The sequence below is a fragment of the Lelliottia sp. RD5 genome (genome assembly GCF_056032945.1).
On the sequence record NZ_JBVYHQ010000003.1, the window covers coordinates 291631 to 313304 of the forward strand.

At 52.5% G+C, this 21674-nt stretch carries 20 protein-coding genes; 6 read left to right on the top strand and 14 right to left on the bottom strand.

Features of this window, described 5'->3' with window-relative positions; genetic code table 11:
- Positions 1-7: 7 nt before the first annotated feature.
- Positions 8-235, bottom strand: a complete 228-nt coding sequence (locus AC0LWE_RS12335; RefSeq protein WP_059179284.1) for a YejL family protein — start codon at positions 233-235, stop codon at positions 8-10.
- A 142-nt stretch (positions 236-377) separates the two neighbouring features.
- Here AC0LWE_RS12335 and yejK point away from each other — a divergent pair, with 142 nt between their 5' ends.
- Positions 378-1385, top strand: a complete 1008-nt coding sequence (gene yejK / locus AC0LWE_RS12340) for a nucleoid-associated protein YejK (RefSeq protein WP_059179283.1) — start codon at positions 378-380, stop codon at positions 1383-1385.
- A 51-nt stretch (positions 1386-1436) separates the two neighbouring features.
- Here yejK and rplY read toward each other — a convergent pair whose 3' ends face one another.
- A complete protein-coding gene (gene rplY / locus AC0LWE_RS12345) occupies positions 1437-1721 on the bottom strand; it encodes a 50S ribosomal protein L25 (protein ID WP_059179282.1) in 285 nt (94 codons plus the stop codon).
- A 124-nt stretch (positions 1722-1845) separates the two neighbouring features.
- On the bottom strand, positions 1846-3606 hold the full coding sequence (gene radD, locus AC0LWE_RS12350; protein ID WP_219347545.1) for a DNA repair helicase RadD: 1761 nt from the start codon (positions 3604-3606) through the stop codon (positions 1846-1848).
- 150 nt (positions 3607-3756) lie between these two features.
- On the opposite strand from radD, the gene rsuA reads away from it, so the two are divergent.
- The 3 genes from rsuA to AC0LWE_RS12365 all read left to right on the top strand — a co-directional run bounded on the left by rsuA (position 3757) and on the right by AC0LWE_RS12365 (position 6352).
- Positions 3757-4464, top strand: coding sequence for a 16S rRNA pseudouridine(516) synthase RsuA (gene rsuA, locus AC0LWE_RS12355; RefSeq protein WP_059179280.1), 708 nt, complete (start codon positions 3757-3759; stop codon positions 4462-4464).
- A gap of 15 nt (positions 4465-4479) precedes the next feature.
- The gene (locus AC0LWE_RS12360) at positions 4480-5676 is read left to right on the top strand and encodes a Bcr/CflA family multidrug efflux MFS transporter (RefSeq protein ID WP_202693207.1); all 1197 of its coding nucleotides are present in this window, start codon (positions 4480-4482) and stop codon (positions 5674-5676) included.
- A 331-nt stretch (positions 5677-6007) separates the two neighbouring features.
- Positions 6008-6352 carry a YejG family protein gene (locus AC0LWE_RS12365; RefSeq protein ID WP_059179278.1) on the top strand — a complete coding sequence of 115 codons (345 nt, stop codon included), beginning with the start codon at positions 6008-6010 and terminating at the stop codon, positions 6350-6352.
- A gap of 3 nt (positions 6353-6355) precedes the next feature.
- Here AC0LWE_RS12365 and yejF read toward each other — a convergent pair whose 3' ends face one another.
- The 9 genes from yejF to AC0LWE_RS12410 all read right to left on the bottom strand — a co-directional run bounded on the left by yejF (position 6356) and on the right by AC0LWE_RS12410 (position 18023).
- Positions 6356-7945 (bottom strand): microcin C ABC transporter ATP-binding protein YejF, encoded by a 1590-nt coding sequence (yejF, locus tag AC0LWE_RS12370; RefSeq protein ID WP_219347546.1) that lies wholly within the window; start codon positions 7943-7945, stop codon positions 6356-6358.
- 1 nt (position 7946) lies between these two features.
- Entirely contained in the window at positions 7947-8972 is a 1026-nt protein-coding gene (locus AC0LWE_RS12375; RefSeq protein ID WP_219347547.1) for an ABC transporter permease, read from the bottom strand.
- On the bottom strand, positions 8972-10066 hold the full coding sequence (locus AC0LWE_RS12380) for a microcin C ABC transporter permease YejB (RefSeq protein WP_059179275.1): 1095 nt from the start codon (positions 10064-10066) through the stop codon (positions 8972-8974). The genes AC0LWE_RS12375 and AC0LWE_RS12380 overlap by 1 nt, the downstream gene beginning before the upstream one ends.
- 9 nt (positions 10067-10075) lie before the next feature.
- Positions 10076-11878 carry an extracellular solute-binding protein gene (locus AC0LWE_RS12385; RefSeq protein ID WP_202667472.1) on the bottom strand — a complete coding sequence of 601 codons (1803 nt, stop codon included), beginning with the start codon at positions 11876-11878 and terminating at the stop codon, positions 10076-10078.
- A gap of 89 nt (positions 11879-11967) precedes the next feature.
- Positions 11968-13524: a cyclic di-GMP phosphodiesterase gene (locus AC0LWE_RS12390; protein WP_216981131.1), complete on the bottom strand. Its 1557-nt coding sequence runs from the start codon at positions 13522-13524 to the stop codon at positions 11968-11970.
- Between the two features lie 194 nt (positions 13525-13718).
- Positions 13719-14288 carry a bifunctional murein DD-endopeptidase/murein LD-carboxypeptidase gene (gene mepS / locus AC0LWE_RS12395; RefSeq protein ID WP_015959769.1) on the bottom strand — a complete coding sequence of 190 codons (570 nt, stop codon included), beginning with the start codon at positions 14286-14288 and terminating at the stop codon, positions 13719-13721.
- A 410-nt stretch (positions 14289-14698) separates the two neighbouring features.
- Positions 14699-15415 (bottom strand): phosphatase PAP2 family protein, encoded by a 717-nt coding sequence (locus AC0LWE_RS12400; protein WP_219347686.1) that lies wholly within the window; start codon positions 15413-15415, stop codon positions 14699-14701.
- A 32-nt stretch (positions 15416-15447) separates the two neighbouring features.
- Positions 15448-16434: a CobW family GTP-binding protein gene (locus AC0LWE_RS12405; RefSeq protein WP_059179494.1), complete on the bottom strand. Its 987-nt coding sequence runs from the start codon at positions 16432-16434 to the stop codon at positions 15448-15450.
- 122 nt (positions 16435-16556) lie between these two features.
- On the bottom strand, positions 16557-18023 hold the full coding sequence (locus tag AC0LWE_RS12410) for a mannitol dehydrogenase family protein (protein WP_219347548.1): 1467 nt from the start codon (positions 18021-18023) through the stop codon (positions 16557-16559).
- 205 nt (positions 18024-18228) lie between these two features.
- Between AC0LWE_RS12410 and uxuA the strand changes: the two genes are divergently transcribed.
- Positions 18229-19419 carry a mannonate dehydratase gene (gene uxuA, locus AC0LWE_RS12415; RefSeq protein WP_204771483.1) on the top strand — a complete coding sequence of 397 codons (1191 nt, stop codon included), beginning with the start codon at positions 18229-18231 and terminating at the stop codon, positions 19417-19419.
- A 33-nt stretch (positions 19420-19452) separates the two neighbouring features.
- Here the strand turns inward: uxuA and yeiP are convergent, their stop codons facing one another.
- Entirely contained in the window at positions 19453-20025 is a 573-nt protein-coding gene (gene yeiP / locus AC0LWE_RS12420; protein ID WP_015959764.1) for an elongation factor P-like protein YeiP, read from the bottom strand.
- Positions 20026-20190: 165 nt separating this feature from the next.
- Here yeiP and AC0LWE_RS12425 point away from each other — a divergent pair, with 165 nt between their 5' ends.
- The gene (locus AC0LWE_RS12425) at positions 20191-20445 is read left to right on the top strand and encodes a YkgJ family cysteine cluster protein (RefSeq protein WP_202667477.1); all 255 of its coding nucleotides are present in this window, start codon (positions 20191-20193) and stop codon (positions 20443-20445) included.
- Here the strand turns inward: AC0LWE_RS12425 and setB are convergent.
- The gene (gene setB / locus AC0LWE_RS12430) at positions 20442-21623 is read right to left on the bottom strand and encodes a sugar efflux transporter SetB (RefSeq protein ID WP_059179270.1); all 1182 of its coding nucleotides are present in this window, start codon (positions 21621-21623) and stop codon (positions 20442-20444) included. The genes AC0LWE_RS12425 and setB overlap by 4 nt on opposite strands.
- Positions 21624-21674: the final 51 nt, after the last annotated feature.

A 21674-nucleotide genomic window follows, 5' to 3' on the forward strand; every position in this document is an offset into this window, starting at 1 on the left:
GTTTCCCTTAGTGCGCCTGATCGTTGCTCACCGAGGACTGCAAAGCCTGGGCGAATGATTTTGCGATCGCCTGACGTTGAGCCGGAGCAACGCTGGTATTGATAAGGTTGGTGACCATATTTCCCAAAACCATCAGAGAAAGATCGGTCGGCGTTTTGTTTTTTTCAAGTACGTTGGCCAGCTCACTGAGCAGGTGTTCAACGTGTTCATCACTATAGCGGGAATGTTGTGGCATAAATCGAAATCAGTTTGTTGATGAAAGGGCAACATATTACCGTAGCAACAGCTTTTTTTCCCCTTTTTTATCTGCCGTTCTTCTGTTGCACAGATCCGAAGGGGGTGATTGAATACCGCCCGGTCTAAAAGGAGAGTTTATCATGAGTCTGGATATCAACCAGATTGCGTTGCACCAGCTTATCAAGCGTGATGAGCAAACCCTTGAGCTGGTGCTGCGCGATTCGTTACTGGAACCAACGCCTACCGTTACGGAAATGATGGCGGAATTACACCGTGTTTACAGTGCCAAAAATAAAGCCTATGGCATGTTCAACGAAGAGAGCGAGCTGGCGCAAAGCTTGCGTTTACAGCGGCAGGGCGAAGAGGATTTCCTGGCGTTTAGCCGGGCGGCGACAGGGCGTCTGCGCGACGAACTGGCGAAATATCCGTTTGCGGATGGCGGTATCGTGCTGTTCTGCCAGTACCGTTATCTGGCGGTGGACTATTTGCTGGTCACCGTGCTGAACAATCTGAGCAGTATGCGTGTGAATGAGCAGCTCGACATCAGCTCCACGCACTATCTGGATATCAATCATGCCGATATTGTGGCGCGTATTGATTTAACCGAATGGGAAACCAACCCGGAATCCACGCGCTACCTGACGTTCCTGAAAGGACGTGTCGGGCGCAAAGTGTCAGACTTCTTTATGGACTTCCTCGGTGCCAGCGAAGGCCTGAACGCGAAAGCGCAGAACAAAGGGTTGTTACAGGCGCTGGATGATTTCACCGCAGAGGCACAACTTGATAAATCTGAGCGCCAGAACGTGCGTCAGCAGGTTTACAGCTATTGCAGCGAGCAGTTGCAGGCCGGCGAAGAGATTGAGCTTGAATCGCTGTCGAAAGAGTTAGCGGGCGTTAGCGAAGTCAGCTTCCAGGAATTTACGGCTGATAAAGGCTATGAGCTGGAGGAGAGTTTCCCGGCAGATCGCAGTACGCTGCGTCAGTTAACCAAATTTGCCGGCAGCGGCGGCGGGTTAACCGTCAATTTTGACGCCATGCTGCTGGGTGAGCGCATCTTCTGGGATCCCGCAACCGACACGCTGACCATCAAAGGGACGCCACCGAATCTGCGCGATCAGCTGCAGCGTCGTACGTCAGGCGGTAAATAGCCGCCATAAAAAAACCCCGCAGCGCGGGGTTTTTTCTCAACCTGTTGGCGATTAAGCGCGAACGAAGTCGACGTGAGACAGTTTTGGCTTGAACGGGTGACGCTGAACAGCCTGAACTTTCACTTTTTCTTCTTTACCATCGATAACGATAGTCAGAACTTCAGTGTAGAACCCTTCTTTGGTCTGCTGGTTCCAGACTTTATCCTGTTCCAGTTCGATAGCAACTGGAGCGGCTTCGCCACCATAAATGATAGCCGGGAACTTGTTAGCTGCGCGCAGGCGGCGGCTCGCACCCTTACCCTGCACTGCACGTACTTCTGCATTGATAGTGAACATTGATTTCTCTCTGTAAATAAGTCCTGCTACAGGCGACCCAGCAGCAGGTAAGTGTTCTGCCTCACGGATGTGAAGCGGGCGGCATTTTATACTCAAACGCACTTTACATCAATCAAAAGTCCCTTTAACCCCGCAATTCATTGGCCCGGCGGAAACGTCCTTCGTAGTCGAACACTTTCTCACGCACCTGCCAGAACTGGCCTTTTTTACGGGCGACAACAAAATCAGGATGGCGCAAAAACGCCTGCTGGTGGACGATATCCGCGACGGTAATCCAGCGCAACGGCACGCCAGGCGTTCGGGTATGCGGGCGGATAAACAGCTGTTCGAACGCCGTGCGCTGAGCGGGCGTGTGCAGCCGGAAACGTTCGCTGACGTCCGCGCCGTCTTCGTCGTAATAGGTTATTTTCAGCCACTCGCCTTTGTCATCTGCACCGGGTTGCAGCGCCATACCGGAGCAGCGCAATACCAGCGCATCTTTGAGCTTCAGCGCGGCTTTCAGCATGTCATCAGGGTCGACCAAAACGGTGTCACATTCCCGACATCGTCGTGCGGCGATATCATTTTCAGCGTTGCACTGCGGACAGTTTTTGAAGCGGAAGCGAAAATCGCACTGTTCGCGATGGCCTTCGTCGTCCTCAAACCAGCCCTGACAGCGGCGGCCAAAATGCTCAACAAGCGTGCCCTCAGCGGTCATTTTTCCCCAAAAGGTGTTGGCAAAACCGCAGGCCGGGCAAAAAACTTGTACCGGAACATTGCCGCTTTTGCCTTTTGGCGTGCCCACTTCGGGCGAATACAGGTCGTGCGGATTACCGGCGTAATCGAGAATCAGGCAGTCAGTTTTTCCGGGGGCCAGCCGTAATCCGCGCCCGACGATTTGCTGATACAAGCTGACGGATTCAGTGGGGCGCAGAATCGCAATCAAATCGACGTGTGGCGCATCAAATCCGGTGGTCAATACCGATACGTTCACTAGGTAGCGGAACTGCTGCGCTTTAAAGGCCTCGATGAGCGTATCGCGTTCCGGGCTGGGTGTTTCACCGGTAATCAACGCGGCGTCGTTTTTCGGTAGCAAACCGGTGATTTCGCGGGCATGCTCCACGGTGGCGGCGAAAATCATCACGCCTTTGCGTGTCTGAGCAAACTCTTCAATTTGGCTGATGATATGTGGCGTAATGCGCTGCTGCTTTTTCAGCTCCAGATTCATGTCCGCTTCGCTAAACAGCCCATTGCTTTGCGCCTGTAAGCGGCTGAAATCATACTGTACGACGGGCATATCCAGACGTTCAGGTGGCGTCAGATAGCCGTGTTTGATCATGTAGCGCAGCGGCAGTTCATAGATGCAATCGCGAAACAGCGCTTTATCATCGCCACGCACCATACCGTGATAATGAAACTGATAAATCCAGCCTTTGCCCAGACGAAAGGGGGTAGCGGTCAGCCCCAGTAAACGCACCTGCGGATTCACTTCCTTCAGGTGCGTCAGAATCTGCTGATACTGGCTGTCGTTGTCATCGCTGATGCGATGGCACTCATCAATAATCAACAGAGAGAACTCGCTGCGGAACAGCTCAAGATTGCGCGCCACCGACTGAACGCTTCCAAAAACGACCTTGCCGTGGCTCTCTTTACGTTTGAGTCCGGCAGCGAAAATGTCCGCCTCCAGACCCAACGCCAGGTATTTAGCGTGATTCTGTGCGACCAGCTCTTTGACGTGCGCCAGCACCAGCACGCGGCCACGCGCCAGTCGCGCCAGCTCAGCGATGACCAGGCTTTTTCCTGCGCCGGTGGGCAGGACAATCGCAGCCGGCTCTTTGTGTTTGCGAAACCAGGCGAGCGTCGCGTCAACGGCTTCCTGCTGATAGGGGCGAAGTGTAAAAGTCATAGGTTCTCGTTTTGGTTCTCTCGCATTAGTATGCCACGAAACTTTTTCCCTTGAGTGGCGCAGATAGGCCGCTATACTGGACAGTTCTTGACTGCTTCTTTTTCGGACATGTTGTCCGACTTCCTGCACCTTTAAGGCTAATTAGATTTCATGCGACTTGATAAATTTATCGCTCAGCAACTCAGCGTCAGCCGCGCTATTGCCGGACGTGAAATTCGCGCCAGCCGCGTTACCGTGGACGGCGATATTGTGAGAGACAGCGCGTTCAAACTCCTCCCGGAACATGACGTAGAGTTCGACGGTAACACGCTGACCCAGCAAATCGGCTCACGCTATTTTATGCTCAATAAGCCGCAAGGCTACGTCTGTTCGACGGATGACCCTGATCACCCGACGGTGCTTTATTTCCTTGAAGAGCCGGTCGCGCACAAACTTCATGCGGCGGGGCGTCTGGATATTGATACGACCGGTCTGGTGCTGATGACCGATGATGGTCAATGGTCGCACCGAATTACGTCTCCGCGCCACCACTGTGAAAAAACCTATCTGGTTACGCTTGAGTCGCCGGTCGCGGATGACACGGCTGAACAATTCACCAAAGGCGTTCAGCTGCATAATGAAAAAGATCTCACCAGGCCCGCAGTGCTTGAGGTTATTACGCCTACCGAAGTGCGTTTGACCATCAGCGAAGGGCGCTACCACCAGGTGAAGCGGATGTTCGCCGCCGTGGGTAACCGTGTGGTTGGCCTGCATCGTGAACGTATTGGTGAGATTGCCCTCGATCCGGATCTTGAACCCGGTGAATATCGCCCGTTAACGGAAGACGAAATTGCCAGCGTTGGCATGCCGCCACGCTAATTTCAGGAGCACACGGTGACCACCAGGCCACACTCATCAATTAGCATCGTCTTTATCCTTGGCCTCCTGGCCATGCTGATGCCGCTGTCTATCGACATGTACTTGCCTGCGCTGCCGGTGATTTCCGCGCAGTTCGGCGTACCGGCGGGCAGCGCGCAAATGACACTCAGCACCTATATCCTCGGCTTTGCCGTTGGGCAATTGCTGTACGGCCCAATGGCGGACAGCATTGGGCGCAAGCCGGTGATTCTGGGGGGAACGCTGGTGTTTGCCGCGGCGGCGGTGGCGTGCGCACTGGCGCAAACAATCGAACAGCTGATCGTGATGCGTTTCTTGCATGGTCTGGCGGCTGCGGCGGCGAGCGTGGTGATTAATGCCCTGATGCGCGATATCTACCCGAAGGAAGAGTTCTCGCGCATGATGTCGTTTGTCATGCTGGTTACCACCATTGCGCCATTGCTGGCACCCATGATTGGTGGGGCTGTGCTGGTATGGTTTAGCTGGCATGCCATTTTCTGGATCCTGGCGATCGCCGCGCTGCTGGCGTCGGCGATGATCTTCTTCTTCATTGATGAAACCTTGCCGGTGGAACGTCGGCAGAAATTTCACATTCGCACCACCATCGGCAACTTTGCCTCGTTGTTCCGCCATAAACGCGTGTTGAGCTATATGCTGGCGAGTGGTTTCAGCTTTGCAGGAATGTTTTCGTTCCTGAGTGCCGGGCCTTTTGTTTACATTGAGATTAACCACGTTTCGCCGCAGGACTTCGGTTACTACTTCGCATTGAACATTGTGTTCCTGTTCGTCATGACCATTATCAATAGCCGCTTTGTCCGTCGTGCCGGGGCGCTGAATATGTTCCGGGCGGGCCTGTGGATCCAGTTTGTGATGGCGATTTGGATGGTGTTCACCGCCTTCTTTGACGTCGGTTTCTGGGCGCTGGTGGTGGGCGTGGCGGCGTTTGTCGGTTGCGTGTCGATGGTTTCATCGAACGGGATGGCGGTTATTCTCGACGAGTTTCCGCACATGGCAGGAACCGCCTCGTCGCTGGCAGGCACGTTCCGCTTTGGGATCGGTGCGATTGTGGGCGCGTTGCTCTCAATGGCGACGTTTAACACCGCCTGGCCGATGATTTGGTCTATCGCGTTTTGTGCCACCTGTTCGATACTTTTCTATCTCTACGCCAGCCGGCCGAGAAAATCAGCGCATTGATAAATGAAAAGGGACCAAAGCGGTCCCTTTTTTGATGCGCGTCAACCAAACCGATGTTTGTTTACCCCGTGATTGTTTCTTTTATGTAAAATCTATTTATGTAAAAAGTCACATCGTTGTAGTTAAAAAGGTTGAGTTAGATCGCAGAAACGGGTACATATAGCGCCGAAGCGAGCCTGTAACTTACATAATAACGCCCTGAAAAATGAGATACCAAAGCCCGTAACATAAGGCTGTAAGCGTTTCTCATCAAAAAAAAGGCAGGTCAGCAACGATGTGTTACTATAAATGTAAATAAATTGTGAAGGCTTTTTGCTTCCGGGGAAAGAACGTGAATACATTACAGCTCTCCATCGTCCATCGCCTGCCACAAAGCTATCGCTGGTTGGCGGGTTTTGCAGGTTCGAAGGTTGAACCGATTCCGCAAAGTGGAAACGACAGTGAGAATTGCCTCGTGGCGCTGAAATTACTCAGCTCCGACGATGAAAATGCGTGGCCGGTTATGGAGCGCTTGAGCCAGGCCCTGACGGATATCGAAGTGGTCAGCTCTATCGTGGAATGCGAAGGTGAACCTTGCCTGTTTGTTAACAGCCAGGATGAATTTGCCGCCACCTGCCGCCTGAAGAATTTTGGCGTCGCCATCGCTGAACCGTTTTCCCGTCAGCAACCTTTCTAAGCCTTAACGCAAGGCTAACAGCTGGCGTGTGTATTCATGCGTCGGTGCGGCAAACACGCGCTGGCAGTCACCTTGCTCGACCACTTCCCCCTGACGCAGCACAATCACCTGATGGCACAACGCGCGCACAACCTGCAAATCGTGACTAATAAAGATATACGCCAGCTGATGCTTTTCCTGCAGCGCTTTCAGTAACGCCAGGATTTGCGCCTGCACGGTTTTGTCGAGCGATGAGGTGGGTTCATCCAGGATAATCAATTCCGGTTTCAGGATCAGCGCCCGTGAAATGGCGATACGCTGACGCTGCCCCCCAGAGAAGGCAGCCGGATAACGAAAGCGAGTCTCCGGATCCAGTCCGACTTCTTCCATCACGCGAATGACTTCTTCTTCACGCTGCCGGGCGCTTAGCTCTGGCCGATGCACGCGCAGGCCTTCTTCAATAATTTGCAACACGTTGAGTCGAGGGTTGAGTGAGGAATTGGGATCCTGAAAAACCACCTGCATCCGATGACGCACGGGCAACATCTGTCGCCGATTCAAGCCGTGCAGCGGTTTTCCATCAAACAGGATGGCTCCCTGTGAGGCAATTAACCGCAGCAGCGCCAGCCCGGTGGTGCTTTTACCCGATCCCGACTCGCCGACTAAACCTAGCGTTTCGCCTGGCCGCAGTGAAAAGCTGACGTTCTTCAGCACATTATTTTGATCGACGACGCGACGGAAAACCCCCTTCCGCACAGGGAACGAGACGGCAAGCCCCTCAACGTTCAATAACGGCGTGCCGTGAGGTGGGAGCGGCACCGGATCGCCCGACGGCTCGCTGTTGAGCAGACGTTGCGTGTAAGGGTGTTGTGGCGCGTGGAAGAGCGCTGTCGCGGTGTTTTGTTCAACGCAGCGGCCTTTTTGCATGACGGCCACATTATCGGCGAGTTTTTTCACAATCCCAAGATTGTGGGTGATAAATAGCAGGCTCATGTTCAGCTCTTCTCGCAGTTCTCGCAGCAACTGCAAAATTTGCGCCTGTACCGTGACGTCGAGTGCGGTTGTCGGCTCATCGGCAATCAACAGTTCTGGACGGGTCAGCAGAGCCATAGCAATCATCACGCGCTGGCGTTCACCGCCAGAAAGCTGATGCGGGAAATCGGTCAGGCGTTTAGCGGCGTTGCGAATACCGGTGCGCTCAAGGAAGTCCAGAATTTCCCCTCTGGCGGCTTCTTTACGCATTCCGCGATGCAGCGACAGCACTTCGTACAGCTGTTTTTCCAGCGTGTGCAGCGGATTCAGTGAGACCATCGGTTCCTGAAAGATCATCGCGATTTTATTGCCGCGAATACCGCGTAACGTGTGTTCGTCTGCATGCAGCAGCGACTGGCCGTGGAACAGAATATCGCCCTGCGGATAGACAACGGGAGGGGAGGGTAACAGGCGCAGCACAGACAGCGCTGACACGCTTTTTCCTGAGCCCGATTCGCCCACCAGCGCCAGCGTCTCTCCGGCCTGAATCTGCAGCGACAGCTCGCTCACCACCTCGCGTGTTTCGCCCTGGTGGGTAAACGCGATAGAGAGATTGTCGATACTGAGAAGGGGTTGCGTCATCTTATATCGCCTTATTGGGATCGAAGGCATCGCGGACCGCTTCGCCAATAAAAATCAGTAACGAGAGCAACACGGCAACGGAAAGAAATGCCGTAATACCCAGCCAGGGAGCCTGAAGGTTATTTTTGCCCTGCAACAGTAATTCGCCCAGCGACGGTGAGCCAAGCGGCAGACCGAAGCCCAGAAAATCCAGCGACGTGAGCGTGGTGATTGAACTGCACAAAATAAACGGCAGGAACGTCAGCGTCGCGACCACGGCATTGGGCAGCATATGACGAAAAATAATGCTGCGATCGCTAACGCCGAGCGCCTGAGCGGCGCGGATATAATCAAAATTACGCGTGCGTAAAAATTCGGCGCGCACGACGCCGACCAGCGCCATCCAGCCAAAAATAACCGTGATGCCAAGCAGCCACCAGAAATTCGGCTGAACCACGCTTGAGAGCAGAATAATCAAAAATAATGTCGGCATCCCGGACCAGACTTCGATAAAGCGTTGACCCCACAAATCAATTTTGCCGCCGTAATAGCCCTGAATCGCGCCGGCTATGACGCCCATTACGCTGGAGAACAGCGTGAGCATCAGCCCGAACAAAATGGAAATCCGCGTCCCGTAGAGAATGCGCGCCAGCACATCGCCACCGTTCGCATCCGTTCCCAGCCAGTTTTGTGCCGAAGGTGCGGAAGGGAAAGGGGAAGACGTCGCAAAATTAATGCTGTTGGCACCAAAGCGGATCGGCGCCCACAGCGCCCAACCGTGATGGTCTATCTGCTCACGAAGCCAGGGATCCTGATAATCAGCGGGGGTCGCGAACGGACCGCCGAAATCGCTTTCGCTGTAGTTATTCAACACTGGCGTATACCAGCGATCGTTAAAATGAACCAGCAGCGGTTTGTCGTTGGCAATCAGCTCAGAGCACAGGCTGAGCACAAACAGCACGGCAAAAATCCACAGCGACCAATATCCACGCCGATTGTGACGGAAACGCGCCCAGCGGGCCTGGTTGACGGGGCTTAAATGCGGCATCAGCGGCCCTCAAAATCAATACGGGGATCGACCAGCGTATAACTGATATCGCTAATAATATTCAGCAGCAGGCCGATCAGGGTGAAAATATAGAGTGTGCCAAACATCACCGGATAATCGCGTGACACGGTGGCTTCATAGCCGAGCAGCCCCAGCCCGTTCAGGGAGAACATCACTTCAATCAGTAGAGAACCGGTGAAAAACATGCTGATAAACGTGGCGGGAAAACCGGCAATCACCAGCAGCATGGCGTTACGAAAGACGTGTTTCCACATGATCTGTTTTTCACTGACGCCTTTCGCGCGCGCGGTGACCACATACTGCTTGCGGATCTCATCGAGGAACGCATTTTTTGTCAGCATCGTCAGGGCCGCAAATCCGCCGATCACCGTCGCCAGCACCGGCAGGGTTATGTGCCAGAGGTAATCGGTGATTTTTTGATACCAGGGAAGCGAACTGAAATCAGCGGACACCAGACCGCGCAGCGGGAAGATATCGAAATAGCTGCCGCCCGCGAAGAAAACAATCAATAGCACGGCGAACAGAAATGCGGGGATCGCGTAGCCAATAATAATGAAGGTACTGCTCCAGATATCGAAACGGCTGCCGTTGTACACCGCTTTGCGTATCCCCAGCGGGATCGACACCAGATAGATGATGAGCGTGCCCCACAAGCCAAGCGTAATTGAAACCGGCAGACTGTCTTTGATGAGCTGTAAAACAGAGGCGCTACGGAACAGGCTGTTACCGAAATCAAATCGGACGTAATCCCACAGCATCTTGAAATAACGCTCATGAAGAGGTTTATCAAAGCCGTAGCGCTGGGTGATCTCGGCGATCACTTCGGGGTCCAGACCGCGTCCACCACGATAGCTGCTGTCACTGATATTCCCGGTACCGGTTTGAGCGTGACTGGCGCGCAGACCCTCGCTGCCGCCTCCCGGCAGGCCATTGCTATGGCCAAACTCAATAGCCGCAATAGCCTGATCAACGGGCCCGCCCGGCGCAATTTGCACAATGAAGAAGTTGATGGTGATAATCGCCCACAGCGTGGGGATAATCAGCAATAAGCGTCGAATCAGATAAGCGCCCATCGTTATTCCTTAGCGCCGCTCTGCAGGCAGTTTTGCGGCTTTATTGACGTCATACCACCAGTTATCAAATCCCAGCGAGTAAATAGGGCGCACGGACGGTTTAGCAAATTTGTCCCAGTAGGCCAGCCGATCCTGAGCCATGAACCACATCGGCAGCATGTAGTAATTCCAGGTTAATACCCGATCAAGTGCGCGACCTAACGGGAGTAACTTTTCTTTATCGCCTTGCGCCGCAATGATCTTGCCGATCAGCGTGTCGATTGCCGGGCTTGAGACGCCAGGGGCGTTATAGGTAGAGTTGATATATTCCGATGCCCATGAGATGCGTAAGTTAGTGCTGGGCCATGGCTGGGCCTGCCACAGACGCGTCATCATATCGTAATCACGATTGCGCATTCGATTGGTTATCTGCGCGTTATCAACCTGACGGATTTCCAGGGTGATCCCGAGTCGTTCCAGATTGTGCTGGAACGGCAGAACCCACTGATTATTTCCGCCAGAGGAGAGCAGCAGCTCAAAGGTGAGCGGTTTGCCCTGGGCATTCACTCGTTTTTGATTTTTTAACACCCAGCCGGATTCATCCAGTAAAGCGCTTGCTTTGAGCAAATTGTCACGATCGTAACCGCTCCCTTTAGTGGTGGGCGGCACAAAAATGGTCGTGAAAACTTCAGGGGGAACTTCTGCTTTCAACGGTGCGAGCAACGTTAGCTCTGCGGCGTCGGGGTAGTCGCGGGCGGCATATTCTGTATTCTGGAAATAGCTGTTGGTCCTGCTGTAGGCATTGTAAAACAGCGCCTTGTTCATCCACTCAAAATCAAAGGCGAGGGTAATGGCCTGGCGTACACGCCTGTCGGCGAAAACAGGACGTTGTATATTAAATGCCAGCCAGCGAGTGTCCTGCGCTGATTCATTTTTTTGCTCATCTTTGACGATGTAATGATTCGCAAAATTCTTGCCGATGTAGCGGGTGGCCCAGTTTTTGGCGCTGACTTCCTGGCGCATATCGAATGCACCGGCTTTAAAGGCTTCAAAGGCCACATTATCGTCGAGATAGTAGTCGTAGCGGATAGTATCGAAATTCCAGCGGCCGCGATTGACCGGTAAATTGGCGGCCCAGTAGTCTTTTACGCGCGAGTAAACAAGATATTGCCCCATCCTCCAACTCGTGATGCGGTAAGGACCGCCAGCCAGCGGAGGCGTGGAAATCGGGTCGCTCAGCTTATGATCTTTCCAGAATGATTCCGGCATAACGGGCAACGAGAAAAGACTCAGCATGCTCTCTTTGCTGGGCTCCGCCAGTTGAATACGCACGGTTAGCGGCGCAATCGCTTTAACCGTTGTTCCTTTAAACACCAGACGGAACTGCGGCACGCCTTCGGTCATAAACTTATGAAAGGTAAAGGCGATATCGCTGGCTTTGACCGACGACCCATCATGAAAACGTGCGCGGGGATTGATCGTGACTTCTGCCCATGAAAAATCATCAGCGTAACGAGCCGCCTCGGCGACGAGCGGGTAGTAGCTTCCGGGCTCGTCATCGGAAGTGACAAAGAGTGTGTCATAGAGCGAATCGGTGCGTTCGGCGGCAACACCACGCAGCGCAAAGCGGTTGAAGTTATCGAACGTTCCCATTGCGGAGAGCGTGATGTTCCCGCCTTTTGGTGCTGCCGGATTTACGTAATCAAAGTGGGTAAAGTTAGCGTCGTATTTGGGTTCACCCAGAACGGCAAAGGCATAGCTCTCTTTGATGGTCTGCGCCTGGCAGGTCACGCTGAACAACGTCAGCAGTAGCAAAACAAAGCGCATAGTCATGTGCAGCGTATCCCTCTTTTATTCTGACTCACCCGCAGTGAGGCTTTCGGTTTAGCTGAATAATAAGTGACGACGCTGCCATTGTGAAATTATTCACTGTGTTTCGTGGAATCTGGCTTCCAGTTAAGGAATTGCATCAGCGGCATCGGGCGGCTGATCCAATAACCCTGCAGGAAGTTAACGCCGTGTTCACGCAGCCAGGCGGCTTGTTCTGGCGTTTCAACACCTTCCGCCACCGTGGCCATGTTGAGCCGTCGCGCCAGCGTCAGCACGGCGTCGAGCACCGGGGACGTGACCGTTTCCGTTCCAATGGCGTTCACAAAGCCGCGATCGATTTTAAGATAATCCATCGTAAAACGTTCCAGATAAATCAGCGCGCTGTGGCCTGTCCCGAAATCGTCGATGGCTATCTCAAACCCTTCGTGCTGTAGCCATTCGAATAATGGCGCGGCTTCAAGCTGATTTATCATGTCGCGCTCGGTGATTTCCAGCACCACCTGGAAGTGATCAGGGGGTAACGACGCGGAAAATCGACGCATGTCATCTTTAAAACTGTCGGCATGCAGATGCCCAGGCGCAATGTTAACGCCGAGTTTTGCGCCTGCGGGCAGCACCGTTTGTAACTGTGGCGCATCGCGGACAATCAGATCAAACAGATGTAACGTCAGAGGCACGATCAGTTTCTGCGCTTCGGCAAAATTGATAAACGCATCCGGCGGGATTTCGCCCATCGTCGGATGTTTCCAGCGCATCAGCACTTCGGCGCCCTGCATCTTGAGGTGTGCGGCATCGACAACCGGCTGATAGACGACATAAAATTGACCCTGCTTGATGGCCGTCAGGATCTCTTTGCCAGGATTCAGTCGAATGGAGAGGATGTAATAGGAAAGCGTGCCCGCGGCAATGCCGCATATCAAACCAAAAAATAGCGCAAACAGGATTTCATCGCTGGTCCACTCTTGCGCGTAGAGATTGATGGTCAGCGGCACGTCTTTAAGCGTCGTACTGCGGGTGGCTGGTTCATGTAAATCATGAACATTGACCAGGCGGTTTGACTCGGTTGATAACGCCGTATCGCCAATAATGATCGCAACACCCGCGAATTCGTCCTGACGTGCTGTATAAAGCAGATATGGCGTCATATTGATATTGATCGACGTGAAGACACCGCCACCTTTCACCAGCGGATTTTGGTACCAGATAGCGATAGCGGGTTTGTCCGGCAGCATCGGCGTTCCGGGCAAAAGGGCCATGTCGACGGATTTAGTCGTATTCAGCGTGGGTATGAGTTCAGTCAGGGGAACATTCATGGCGCCTGTAGCTGAAGAACAAAACGCAATGTTGTCTTTTACCAGTAGAAAAGCACGAACGTTGACGCTAAACGCGGCGCGCGAGGTTAACTCATCGCGCACATCCTGACAGGCGTCCAGCGTATAGGGCTGCAGGGTATCAATGGACGTTTTAAGCTCGGAAAAGTAGCTCTCCATGTACACACGAAGGTCGACGATCAGGGTGTCGAATTTTACTTCCCGCTTATGATAGCTAAGGAAAAATTGCAGCATTCCGCAGAGGAGGGCGACGAGTAAGGCTGCCAGAATACTGCCTGTCAGAATTTTACGGCTGGTGGAAAAGTAACGGGTGAACATAAACGTCATTGTTCCTGAACGACCGTCAGTTGCGGCACGACGGCTAAACTTACGAATTTACAAGACTATAGCCTGGATTATCTCGCTTCCCCTTCTTGCAGGGGGAGATATCTCGCAGGCAAAAAAAAACACCGCCGAAGCAGTGCTTTTTTTTATTATGTCGCCAGCCAAGGGATAACCAGCGACATAACAGATTAACTGCGGGTCAGAACACGGCGCGCTTCGTTATAGCGCTTCTTCCAGTAGGGCTCATTCATGCTGGAAATCGTCACACCGCTGCTGGTGGATGCATGAACAAACTGGTCGTTGCCGATGTAAATGCCGACGTGTCGACCGGTTGAACCCGCACGGAACAGCACTAAATCACCGGTACGCAGTTTCGTGCGTGAAATAGATTTACCTGTTTCCTGCTGTTCGTAGGTAGAACGCGGAAGGTCTAACCCGAATTGCTCGCGGAAAGTACGCTGTACAAAACCGGAACAATCGATACCTTTTTTGGTGCTGCCGCCCAGACGATAGCGCACGCCTTTCCAGTCAGCATACTGGTCCATAATACGAGACTTAACGTCCAGATTACGTACCATATTCTCAAATTCATCCTGAGAGGCTTGCAGTGACGAGGCATCTTCCATGCCCACAACACGCGTCTCAGGATGCATATTCTTTGCAGTGTTTGTCGAACTACATGCAGACAGCAGTACTGCAACTGCTATTGCCGGGATTCCCCGCAAGATATATCTCAAAATCGGTTGAGATTTGACCATGTTGATTATTTTCCCTTGAAGTCCTTAACGATAAAAGTCGTTATAAAATGCCAAACGTGACGAGACTAAATATCTGCGCACAATGAGACAATTCTTTATGGTCAAATCTGTGGTCTAACGCACAAACTTATTCACTGTGAGAATAATTATCTCTGTGAGGCAAAACGAGTTCGAGATTAACTGATCGGCTTAGTCATTGCGAGCAATAATATTGGTTTTTTTATAAGAAATTGTGATAGAGAAAGTGATTAGTTGGGATTGCGCAAAATACCGTCAATTTAGCTTAAAAAGCATGCAATGCATTCATTTACAACGTGAATGATATTACGAAGAGATGACAATCGAGTAGAAATATAGCGGAGAATTTCCAGGGATCTAAAATGATCCCTGATGAATAGCGTTAATTTAAGTTAGTTATTTGTCTTTTCTTTGTTGCATTTTAGAGGCAGATACCGATCGAAAAGGGCAATTAGACGATCGCTCAACGGCGTCATTAAGACCCAGGGCAAACCAATCAGGACGGCAGAAAGTGAACCGACCACAATATCGGTCAGCCAGTGAGCGCCGATCATTACGCGTGGGAAAGCGAAAACCACAACAATAATCAGGGCAACCCCAAACGCTTTTTTGCCAAAATAACGCAGCGTGAATGCCGAAAAAATAAGCAGCATCATTCCGTGATCCCCAGGGAAGCTATCCTTCGAGGCATCCTTAGTCGAAATATGCAGTAATTCACTGACGCGGTTGATGTCCGGGAAAAAGAGCGACGGACTGGATCGCTTAACCGGCATCAGCCCTTGAGCCAGTTGATTCACCACCACGGCAGTCAGCAACATCACCAGCCCAATGGCGATGATGCGGCGACGGCCAGCTGCGTCCTCTTTTCGCCAGAAAGAGAGCATCAGGCAGCCCATGGCGAGCAATGAAAACCCGTCGAAGGCGCGGTTGTTGGTGACGGCTATCAGCCACAAAAAGGCCTGGCTTTTTGCCAACAGCTGGTTAAAAAAGTGGAAAATACCGGAGTCCAGCGGGAACCAGAAGCCATGATTCGCTGGCAGATACCAGGACAAAAACAGCGCAAAACCGGCAGCGTTAAGCAGTAAAATGTATGGAAGTCTTTTAATCATCATCATCTTGAATAGTTTAGTCGGTGACAACGTTAATCACCCAAACTTAAACGAAGCTTCAACAGGCTGGCCTGAAGCAGGTTCCAGTCGGTGTTAACCGCACTAATGAGCTCTATTCGGCTATCAGGTGGTGCAACGTTCTGCGTTTCGATAAAGAAATCTGTTCCCTGACGATTGATCCGCACCAGCCCATCCTGCGTTCGCATCACACCTTTTACGCGTTCGACCGGGGCGAGCCTCGCCCATTCCAGAATACCGATCGTATCAAAGCGCGTATCAGCATCAAAAATCCAGCCGCAGGCCTGATGGCCCTGACCGCTATTGAGACTGCGGCGCCAGCGCTGATGAGCTGGCAGGCTCAGTGCCGCCAGACCTTTTTTCTCGACATGACTGTGCGAATGCGCAGCGCTTGCAGGCAGTTCAGCTGAATTCATACGCGGAAGATCCAGCAACGCGTTATCGATATGACCCTGAGTGGTCTGCACAAACTGGCGGTCGCCGCCAAAATGCTGCCACCACAGCGTAAACGCCGCTCGACTCTCGTCCGTAGCACGGTCTTCTTTATTCACTACAATGATGTCTGCGCTGGCAAGCTGGTCGCGGAAGTTTTCATTTTGCACGGATTTCTCATCCAGCAGCTGGCGTGGGTCGAGAACGCAAAGTGTGGCCCGAAGATCGATCCACGGCTCATATACCGGCGCGGTGAGCAGGTCGAGGATCTGTTTGGGATGGCCCAGACCGGTGGGTTCGATGATTAAACGGTCCGGCTTCCCCTGACGCAGCAGCGTATTTAGCCCCACCTGCATCGGTAAACCGTTGACGCAGCACATGCATCCGCCTGGGATTTCTTTGACCATCGCGCCGCTGTCTGCCAGCAATGCGCCATCAATTCCGACCTCGCCGAATTCGTTGACCAACACGGCCCATTTTTCTGCCGGATCTTTATTGGCCAGCAAATGAAGGATGGAAGTGGTTTTACCGCTGCCGAGAAAACCGGTTACGAGGTTTGTTTTGGTCACATGTGCTCCAGGAAAAATTGTAATACATCACAATTATCAATAATCCTGGCGAAAAATGACAGCCTTGAGAAGGGGAAGGGCGAACGGACAGTGTCTCCATTCGCCCTTTAGAGCAAAAAAAGTTAAATCGCGAGGGTATCGATAACGGCCTGACGTGCGCCACGCTCGACAATACGCTGGTAGGCATCAGTTATCGCATCGACAAACTGGGCGTGCTGTGGCAAGTCGCTGCCAAAAATTTCTGAAAGGGCCAGTAACGCTTTTACGCGGCCTTTTTCGCTGCTGGTTTCAACAATCGCCCGAATTTTTTCGCTCAGCGGATCGCGAACATCGATGACATTCCCTGCATCATCAACGCCGCTCACATAGCGCATCCATCCGGCAATACCAAGGGCCAGCAGTGGCCAGGCGCTTTCACGTTGCAAATGTACGCGCACGCCTTCCAGCATTCGCTGCGGCAATTTTTGGCTGCCGTCCATCGCGATTTGCCAGGTGCGATGCTGTAACGCCGGATTGGCAAATCGGTCGATCAGGCTGTCAGCATACGCCGTTAAATCGACATCCGTGATGCGCAATGTCGGCGCTTGTTCATCCAGCATCAGGCGACGCGCGGCTTCGCGAAACGCGTCGTCCTGCATGCAATCACTCACATGCGCAAAACCCGCGAGGTAACCCAGATACGCCAGAAACGAGTGGCTCCCGTTGAGCATGCGTAATTTCATCTGCTCCCACGGCAAAACGTCCTGCACCATCTGAACGCCCGCGATTTCCCATTCCGGGCGACCGGCCACGAAATTATCTTCTATCACCCACTGGATAAACGGCTCGCAGCTGATCGCGCAGGGATCTTCAACGCCTAACTCTTGAGTGATTTCTGCCAGCGATACTTCCGTGGCGGCGGGCACAATGCGGTCAACCATGGTGCCAGGGAAACTGACGCGCGTCTCAATCCATTTGGCCAGCTCTGGCGAGCGTTTTTCTGCCATCCCCAGCACCGCATTTTTGACCACATGTCCATTATCAGGGATGTTGTCGCACGACAGGACAGTGAAAGGTGCGAAACCGCGTTCGCGGCGGCGATGGAGAGCTTCAACCAGAATACCGGGCGCTGAGTGCGGTTCTGTGGGGTTTTCAAGATCGTGAAGGATACGTGCATTTTGCGTGTCCAGCTTGCCCGTCGCCGGATCGATGCAATAGCCTTTCTCGGTTATGGTCAGCGAAACAATGGCCACCTGCGGTTCGCAAAATTTCTCAATAATGGCCGCCAGCGAATCGAGTTTGGCATTCAGGCATTCATGCACAGCGCCGATAACAATCGGCTGATTTCCGTCAGCGCCTTTTTCCAGCACAGTAAACAGGTGATCCTGTTCGCGAAGCTGACTCATCAGCACATCGCCACTGAACAGGCTAATCTCACAGATACCCCAGTCGCCCCCATTGGCGTTTAGCACACGGTTTGTTAACAACGCCTGATGCGCACGATGAAAAGCGCCAAAACCGAAATGAACAATGCGGGAGCGCAGTTGCTGGCGATCGTACTGCGGCAGTTGCACGTGCGGAGGAAGCGTGGTGGAGGCAATATTCTTCATGTGGTACACACCTGATTAACCATTAATTAACAACGGCAGTGTAAAGTTATATGACAGCAAATTGAATTGGTAAGCCGTAAATATCCAGATTCTGTGAGTTGGATCAATCAATACTGCCGAGCGCGTTGACCGTTATGATCAAACATGTATGGTAGTCGTCATTGCAGTATCACATATTGGTATAACAACTTTAGAGGGTGAAGCGATGGAACAAACCTGGCGTTGGTACGGGCCGAATGATCCGGTTTCTCTTGATGATGTGCGTCAGGCTGGCGCAACAGGCGTCGTGACCGCATTGCACCATATTCCAAACGGTGAAGTTTGGCCGGTGGAAGAGATCAAAAAACGTCAGGCCGTGCTGGCAGAGAAAGGGCTGACCTGGTCGGTTGTTGAAAGCATCCCGGTTCATGAAGATATCAAAACGCATTCAGGACAATTTGAAAGCTGGATCGCCAACTATCAGCAGAGTATTCGTAACCTGGCGACCTGCGGTATCGACACCGTGTGCTACAACTTCATGCCAATTCTGGACTGGACGCGTACCGATCTCGAATATCAAATGCCAGACGGTTCCAAAGCGCTGCGCTTTGATCAGATCGCCTTTGCAGCCTTTGAACTGCACATTCTAAAACGTCCAGGCGCGGATGCGGATTATTCCGCAGAAGAGCAGCAGCAAGCGCTGAAATGGTTTACCGATGCCTCTGACGCGGATATTGAAAAGTTGACGCGTAACATTATCGCAGGTCTGCCGGGTGCTGAAGAGGGTTATACGCTGGATCAGTTCCGCGCGCGCCTGGCGGAATACGGCGACATCGACAAAAACCAGCTCCGTGAAAATATGGCGTATTTCCTGCGTGCAATTGTGCCGGTGGCGGAAGCCTGTGGTTTACGCCTGGCCGTTCATCCGGACGATCCACCGCGCCCGATTCTCGGTCTGCCACGCATTGTTTCCACTATTGAAGACATGCAATGGCTGAAAGAGACGGTTGATAGCATTCATAACGGTTTCACCATGTGCACGGGCTCGTACGGCGTGCGTGAAGATAACGATTTGGTGAAGATGATTGAAGCCTTTGGCGATCGCATTCACTTCACCCATTTGCGTGCTACCTGTCGCGAAAATAATCCAAAAACCTTCCACGAAGCGGCTCATTTGGGGGGCGACGTGAATATGGTGGCGGTAGTGGATGCGATTCTGAGTGAAGAACAGCGTCGTAAGCACGCTGGCGATGTGCGTCCGATTCCATTCCGTCCGGATCACGGGCATCAAATGCTCGACGATTTACGCAAGAAAACGAACCCGGGTTATTCTGCGATTGGCCGTCTGAAAGGAATGGCGGAAGTGCGAGGCGTTGAACTGGCGCTGAAAATGCTCAAGTATCCAGAACTGCTGTAAAAGAAAAACCCGGCGAAAGCCGGGTTTTTTGTATCAGTCTGCGCGACCCATATAACGTTTTTCTTCAATATGGATGCGAATTTTTTCGCCAGCGGAAAGGTATTCAGGAACCTGAACGACCAGACCTGTAGTTAGCGTCGCGGGTTTGTTACGCGCACTTGCTGACGCGCCTTTGATGCCCGGTGACGTTTCTACGATTTCCAGATCAACCGTCTGCGGCAATTCAAGCGCCAGCAGTTGGCCATCCCAGGTCAGAACCTGCATATCCGGCATGCCGCCTTCAGGAATAAAGAGCAGCTCGTCTTCAATCTGATCTTTGGTGAAGATATACGGCGTGTAGTCTTCTTTATCCATAAACACATATTCGTTGCCGTCAATGTAGGAGAAATCGACGAAGCGGCGCGTCAGGGTCACGGTATCAACAATATCATCACCTTTAAAACGCTCTTCAACCTTCAGGCCGGTACGCACATCGGCAAAGCGCATTTTGTAAAGCGTTGCTGCGCCACGGGCGCTAGGAGACTGAACATCAATGTCTTTCACAATCAGCAATTTGCCGTTGTAGTTCAGCACCATACCTTTCTTAATTTCATTCGCTCTTGGCATTGCAGTAATCCTGTTTACTGTGAGGTAAAAAATATCGCGTCAAATTACTCGTGCGCAGCCTTTCAGGCAAGCGGAATTCGTGGCTTTTGCTATCAATACGCAAAAGGTGTTACTGTGCGCGGCATGCCTGACAGCACGGGCCTTAGTGACTTATAGAGAGTGTTTATGGATTGTCGCCCAGACTGTGGCGCGTGTTGCACCGCACCGTCCATCACCAGTCCTATTCCGGGCATGCCGAATGGTAAACCCGCCAACACCCGTTGCGTTCAGCTTTCTGACAATAATCTGTGTAAAATCTTCGGTTCACCGTCACGCCCAAAGGTGTGCGCCGGGCTGCAACCCGCGAAAGAGATGTGCGGTAATACGCGTGCGCAAGCGATGACCTGGCTTCTTGAACTGGAAATGCTAACCGCGCCCTAAATATCTTTGATGCGCGTCAGGCAGCCTACGGTGATAATGCACATCACCAGTGCGAACCAGAAGACCGTGTGATAGCTCCAGATTTCCGCCACAATTCCTGCTAACGATCCGGCAATAATCCAGCCCACGCGCGTGGTGTTGGTGTAAAGGGTTGTCGCCGCGCCTGCCTGGCCAGGCATCAAATCCTGAAAATAGAGCATGCCGATACCCGCGAGAATGCCGATGTAGATCGCGTTCAGGAGTTGTAAAGCCAGCAGCAGGGCCGGTTCTTGTACCGTCAGCATTCCGATGTAAAACAGCAGACCTGCCACCACCGCGATGCGCATCAGAAAACGCTTCCCGAAGCGTTTTGCATAATATCCCGCAATAAGCATGGTCGGAATTTCAAGACCGGCCGCCGTCCCCATCATGATGCCCGCCAGTTTTTCCGGCAGATGCAGCTCATCAATAATAAACAGCGGCATATTAATGATATAGAGGCTGTTCGTGCCCCACATCAGCGTGCAGATGATGAACAGGAGTAAGGCGTCGCGACGGTTACGCCGTGGCGCTTCCAGCGTGCCGGTTGCCAGTTTTGGCTCTTTGCGCATCGACGGCAGGAAAAACCACACCATCGCGCCGCAGACGATAAAAGCGGCGGCAGCGCTGAGATACATCACGGTGAAGCCAAATCCCATCGCCAGGGCGTAAGCCAGAGGGGGCCCGATAACCCACGCCAGTGAGACCTGAGCACGTAAAATGGAGCTGAACATCACTGCTTCACGCCCCGTATGGTCGGCATGTTCCCGTGCGAGGGCAAACATTTGCGGGTTGGCAGTCGATCCAAAGCTACTGAGAAATACGCCGACAAACAGCAAGACAAAATAGTTGCGGTTCCAGGCGAAAAGTACGCAAGCGAACACGCCCAACAGACAGCAAAAAACAATCAGACTTTTGCGGTCACCTTTTCTGTCCGAGCGGCCTGCCAGGAACTGGCTGACCAGGATGCCGATAACGGCGCTTCCGGTAAAAAAGAAGCCGACCATAGCCGGACGGGCATGGACTTCATTAGTCAGAAATAAGCTAAGCGTTGGCGTTTGCAGTGCACCGGCAATACCCGTGAGGAAGGCAACAATCAAAAACGCCGATGACGTCAGATCGAATGGCTTTGGTGAGGCGGCAGCGGGGGTATTGTGCATGTTTCTATATCAGTGATGTAAAGAGGAGCGGAGTTTACGCCGCTTGTCAGA

Excerpts from the sequence above, each read along its gene's own strand:
- rplY (WP_059179282.1), bottom strand. The coding sequence starts at position 1,721 with ATGTTCACTATCAATGCAGAAGTACGTGCAGTGCAGGGTAAGGGTGCG.
- mepS (WP_015959769.1), bottom strand. The coding sequence starts at position 14,288 with ATGGTCAAATCTCAACCGATTTTGAGATATATCTTGCGGGGAATCCCG.
- radD (WP_219347545.1), bottom strand. The coding sequence starts at position 3,606 with ATGACTTTTACACTTCGCCCCTATCAGCAGGAAGCCGTTGACGCGACG.
- rsuA (WP_059179280.1), top strand. The coding sequence starts at position 3,757 with ATGCGACTTGATAAATTTATCGCTCAGCAACTCAGCGTCAGCCGCGCT.
- AC0LWE_RS12375 (WP_219347547.1), bottom strand. The coding sequence starts at position 8,972 with ATGCCGCATTTAAGCCCCGTCAACCAGGCCCGCTGGGCGCGTTTCCGT.
- AC0LWE_RS12385 (WP_202667472.1), bottom strand. The coding sequence starts at position 11,878 with ATGACTATGCGCTTTGTTTTGCTACTGCTGACGTTGTTCAGCGTGACC.
- yejF (WP_219347546.1), bottom strand. The coding sequence starts at position 7,945 with ATGACGCAACCCCTTCTCAGTATCGACAATCTCTCTATCGCGTTTACC.
- yeiP (WP_015959764.1), bottom strand. The coding sequence starts at position 20,025 with ATGCCAAGAGCGAATGAAATTAAGAAAGGTATGGTGCTGAACTACAAC.
- AC0LWE_RS12335 (WP_059179284.1), bottom strand. The coding sequence starts at position 235 with ATGCCACAACATTCCCGCTATAGTGATGAACACGTTGAACACCTGCTC.
- uxuA (WP_204771483.1), top strand. The coding sequence starts at position 18,229 with ATGGAACAAACCTGGCGTTGGTACGGGCCGAATGATCCGGTTTCTCTT.
- AC0LWE_RS12400 (WP_219347686.1), bottom strand. The coding sequence starts at position 15,415 with ATGATTAAAAGACTTCCATACATTTTACTGCTTAACGCTGCCGGTTTT.
- AC0LWE_RS12410 (WP_219347548.1), bottom strand. The coding sequence starts at position 18,023 with ATGAAGAATATTGCCTCCACCACGCTTCCTCCGCACGTGCAACTGCCG.
- AC0LWE_RS12380 (WP_059179275.1), bottom strand. The coding sequence starts at position 10,066 with ATGGGCGCTTATCTGATTCGACGCTTATTGCTGATTATCCCCACGCTG.
- AC0LWE_RS12390 (WP_216981131.1), bottom strand. The coding sequence starts at position 13,524 with ATGTTCACCCGTTACTTTTCCACCAGCCGTAAAATTCTGACAGGCAGT.
- AC0LWE_RS12425 (WP_202667477.1), top strand. The coding sequence starts at position 20,191 with ATGGATTGTCGCCCAGACTGTGGCGCGTGTTGCACCGCACCGTCCATC.
- setB (WP_059179270.1), bottom strand. The coding sequence starts at position 21,623 with ATGCACAATACCCCCGCTGCCGCCTCACCAAAGCCATTCGATCTGACG.
- yejK (WP_059179283.1), top strand. The coding sequence starts at position 378 with ATGAGTCTGGATATCAACCAGATTGCGTTGCACCAGCTTATCAAGCGT.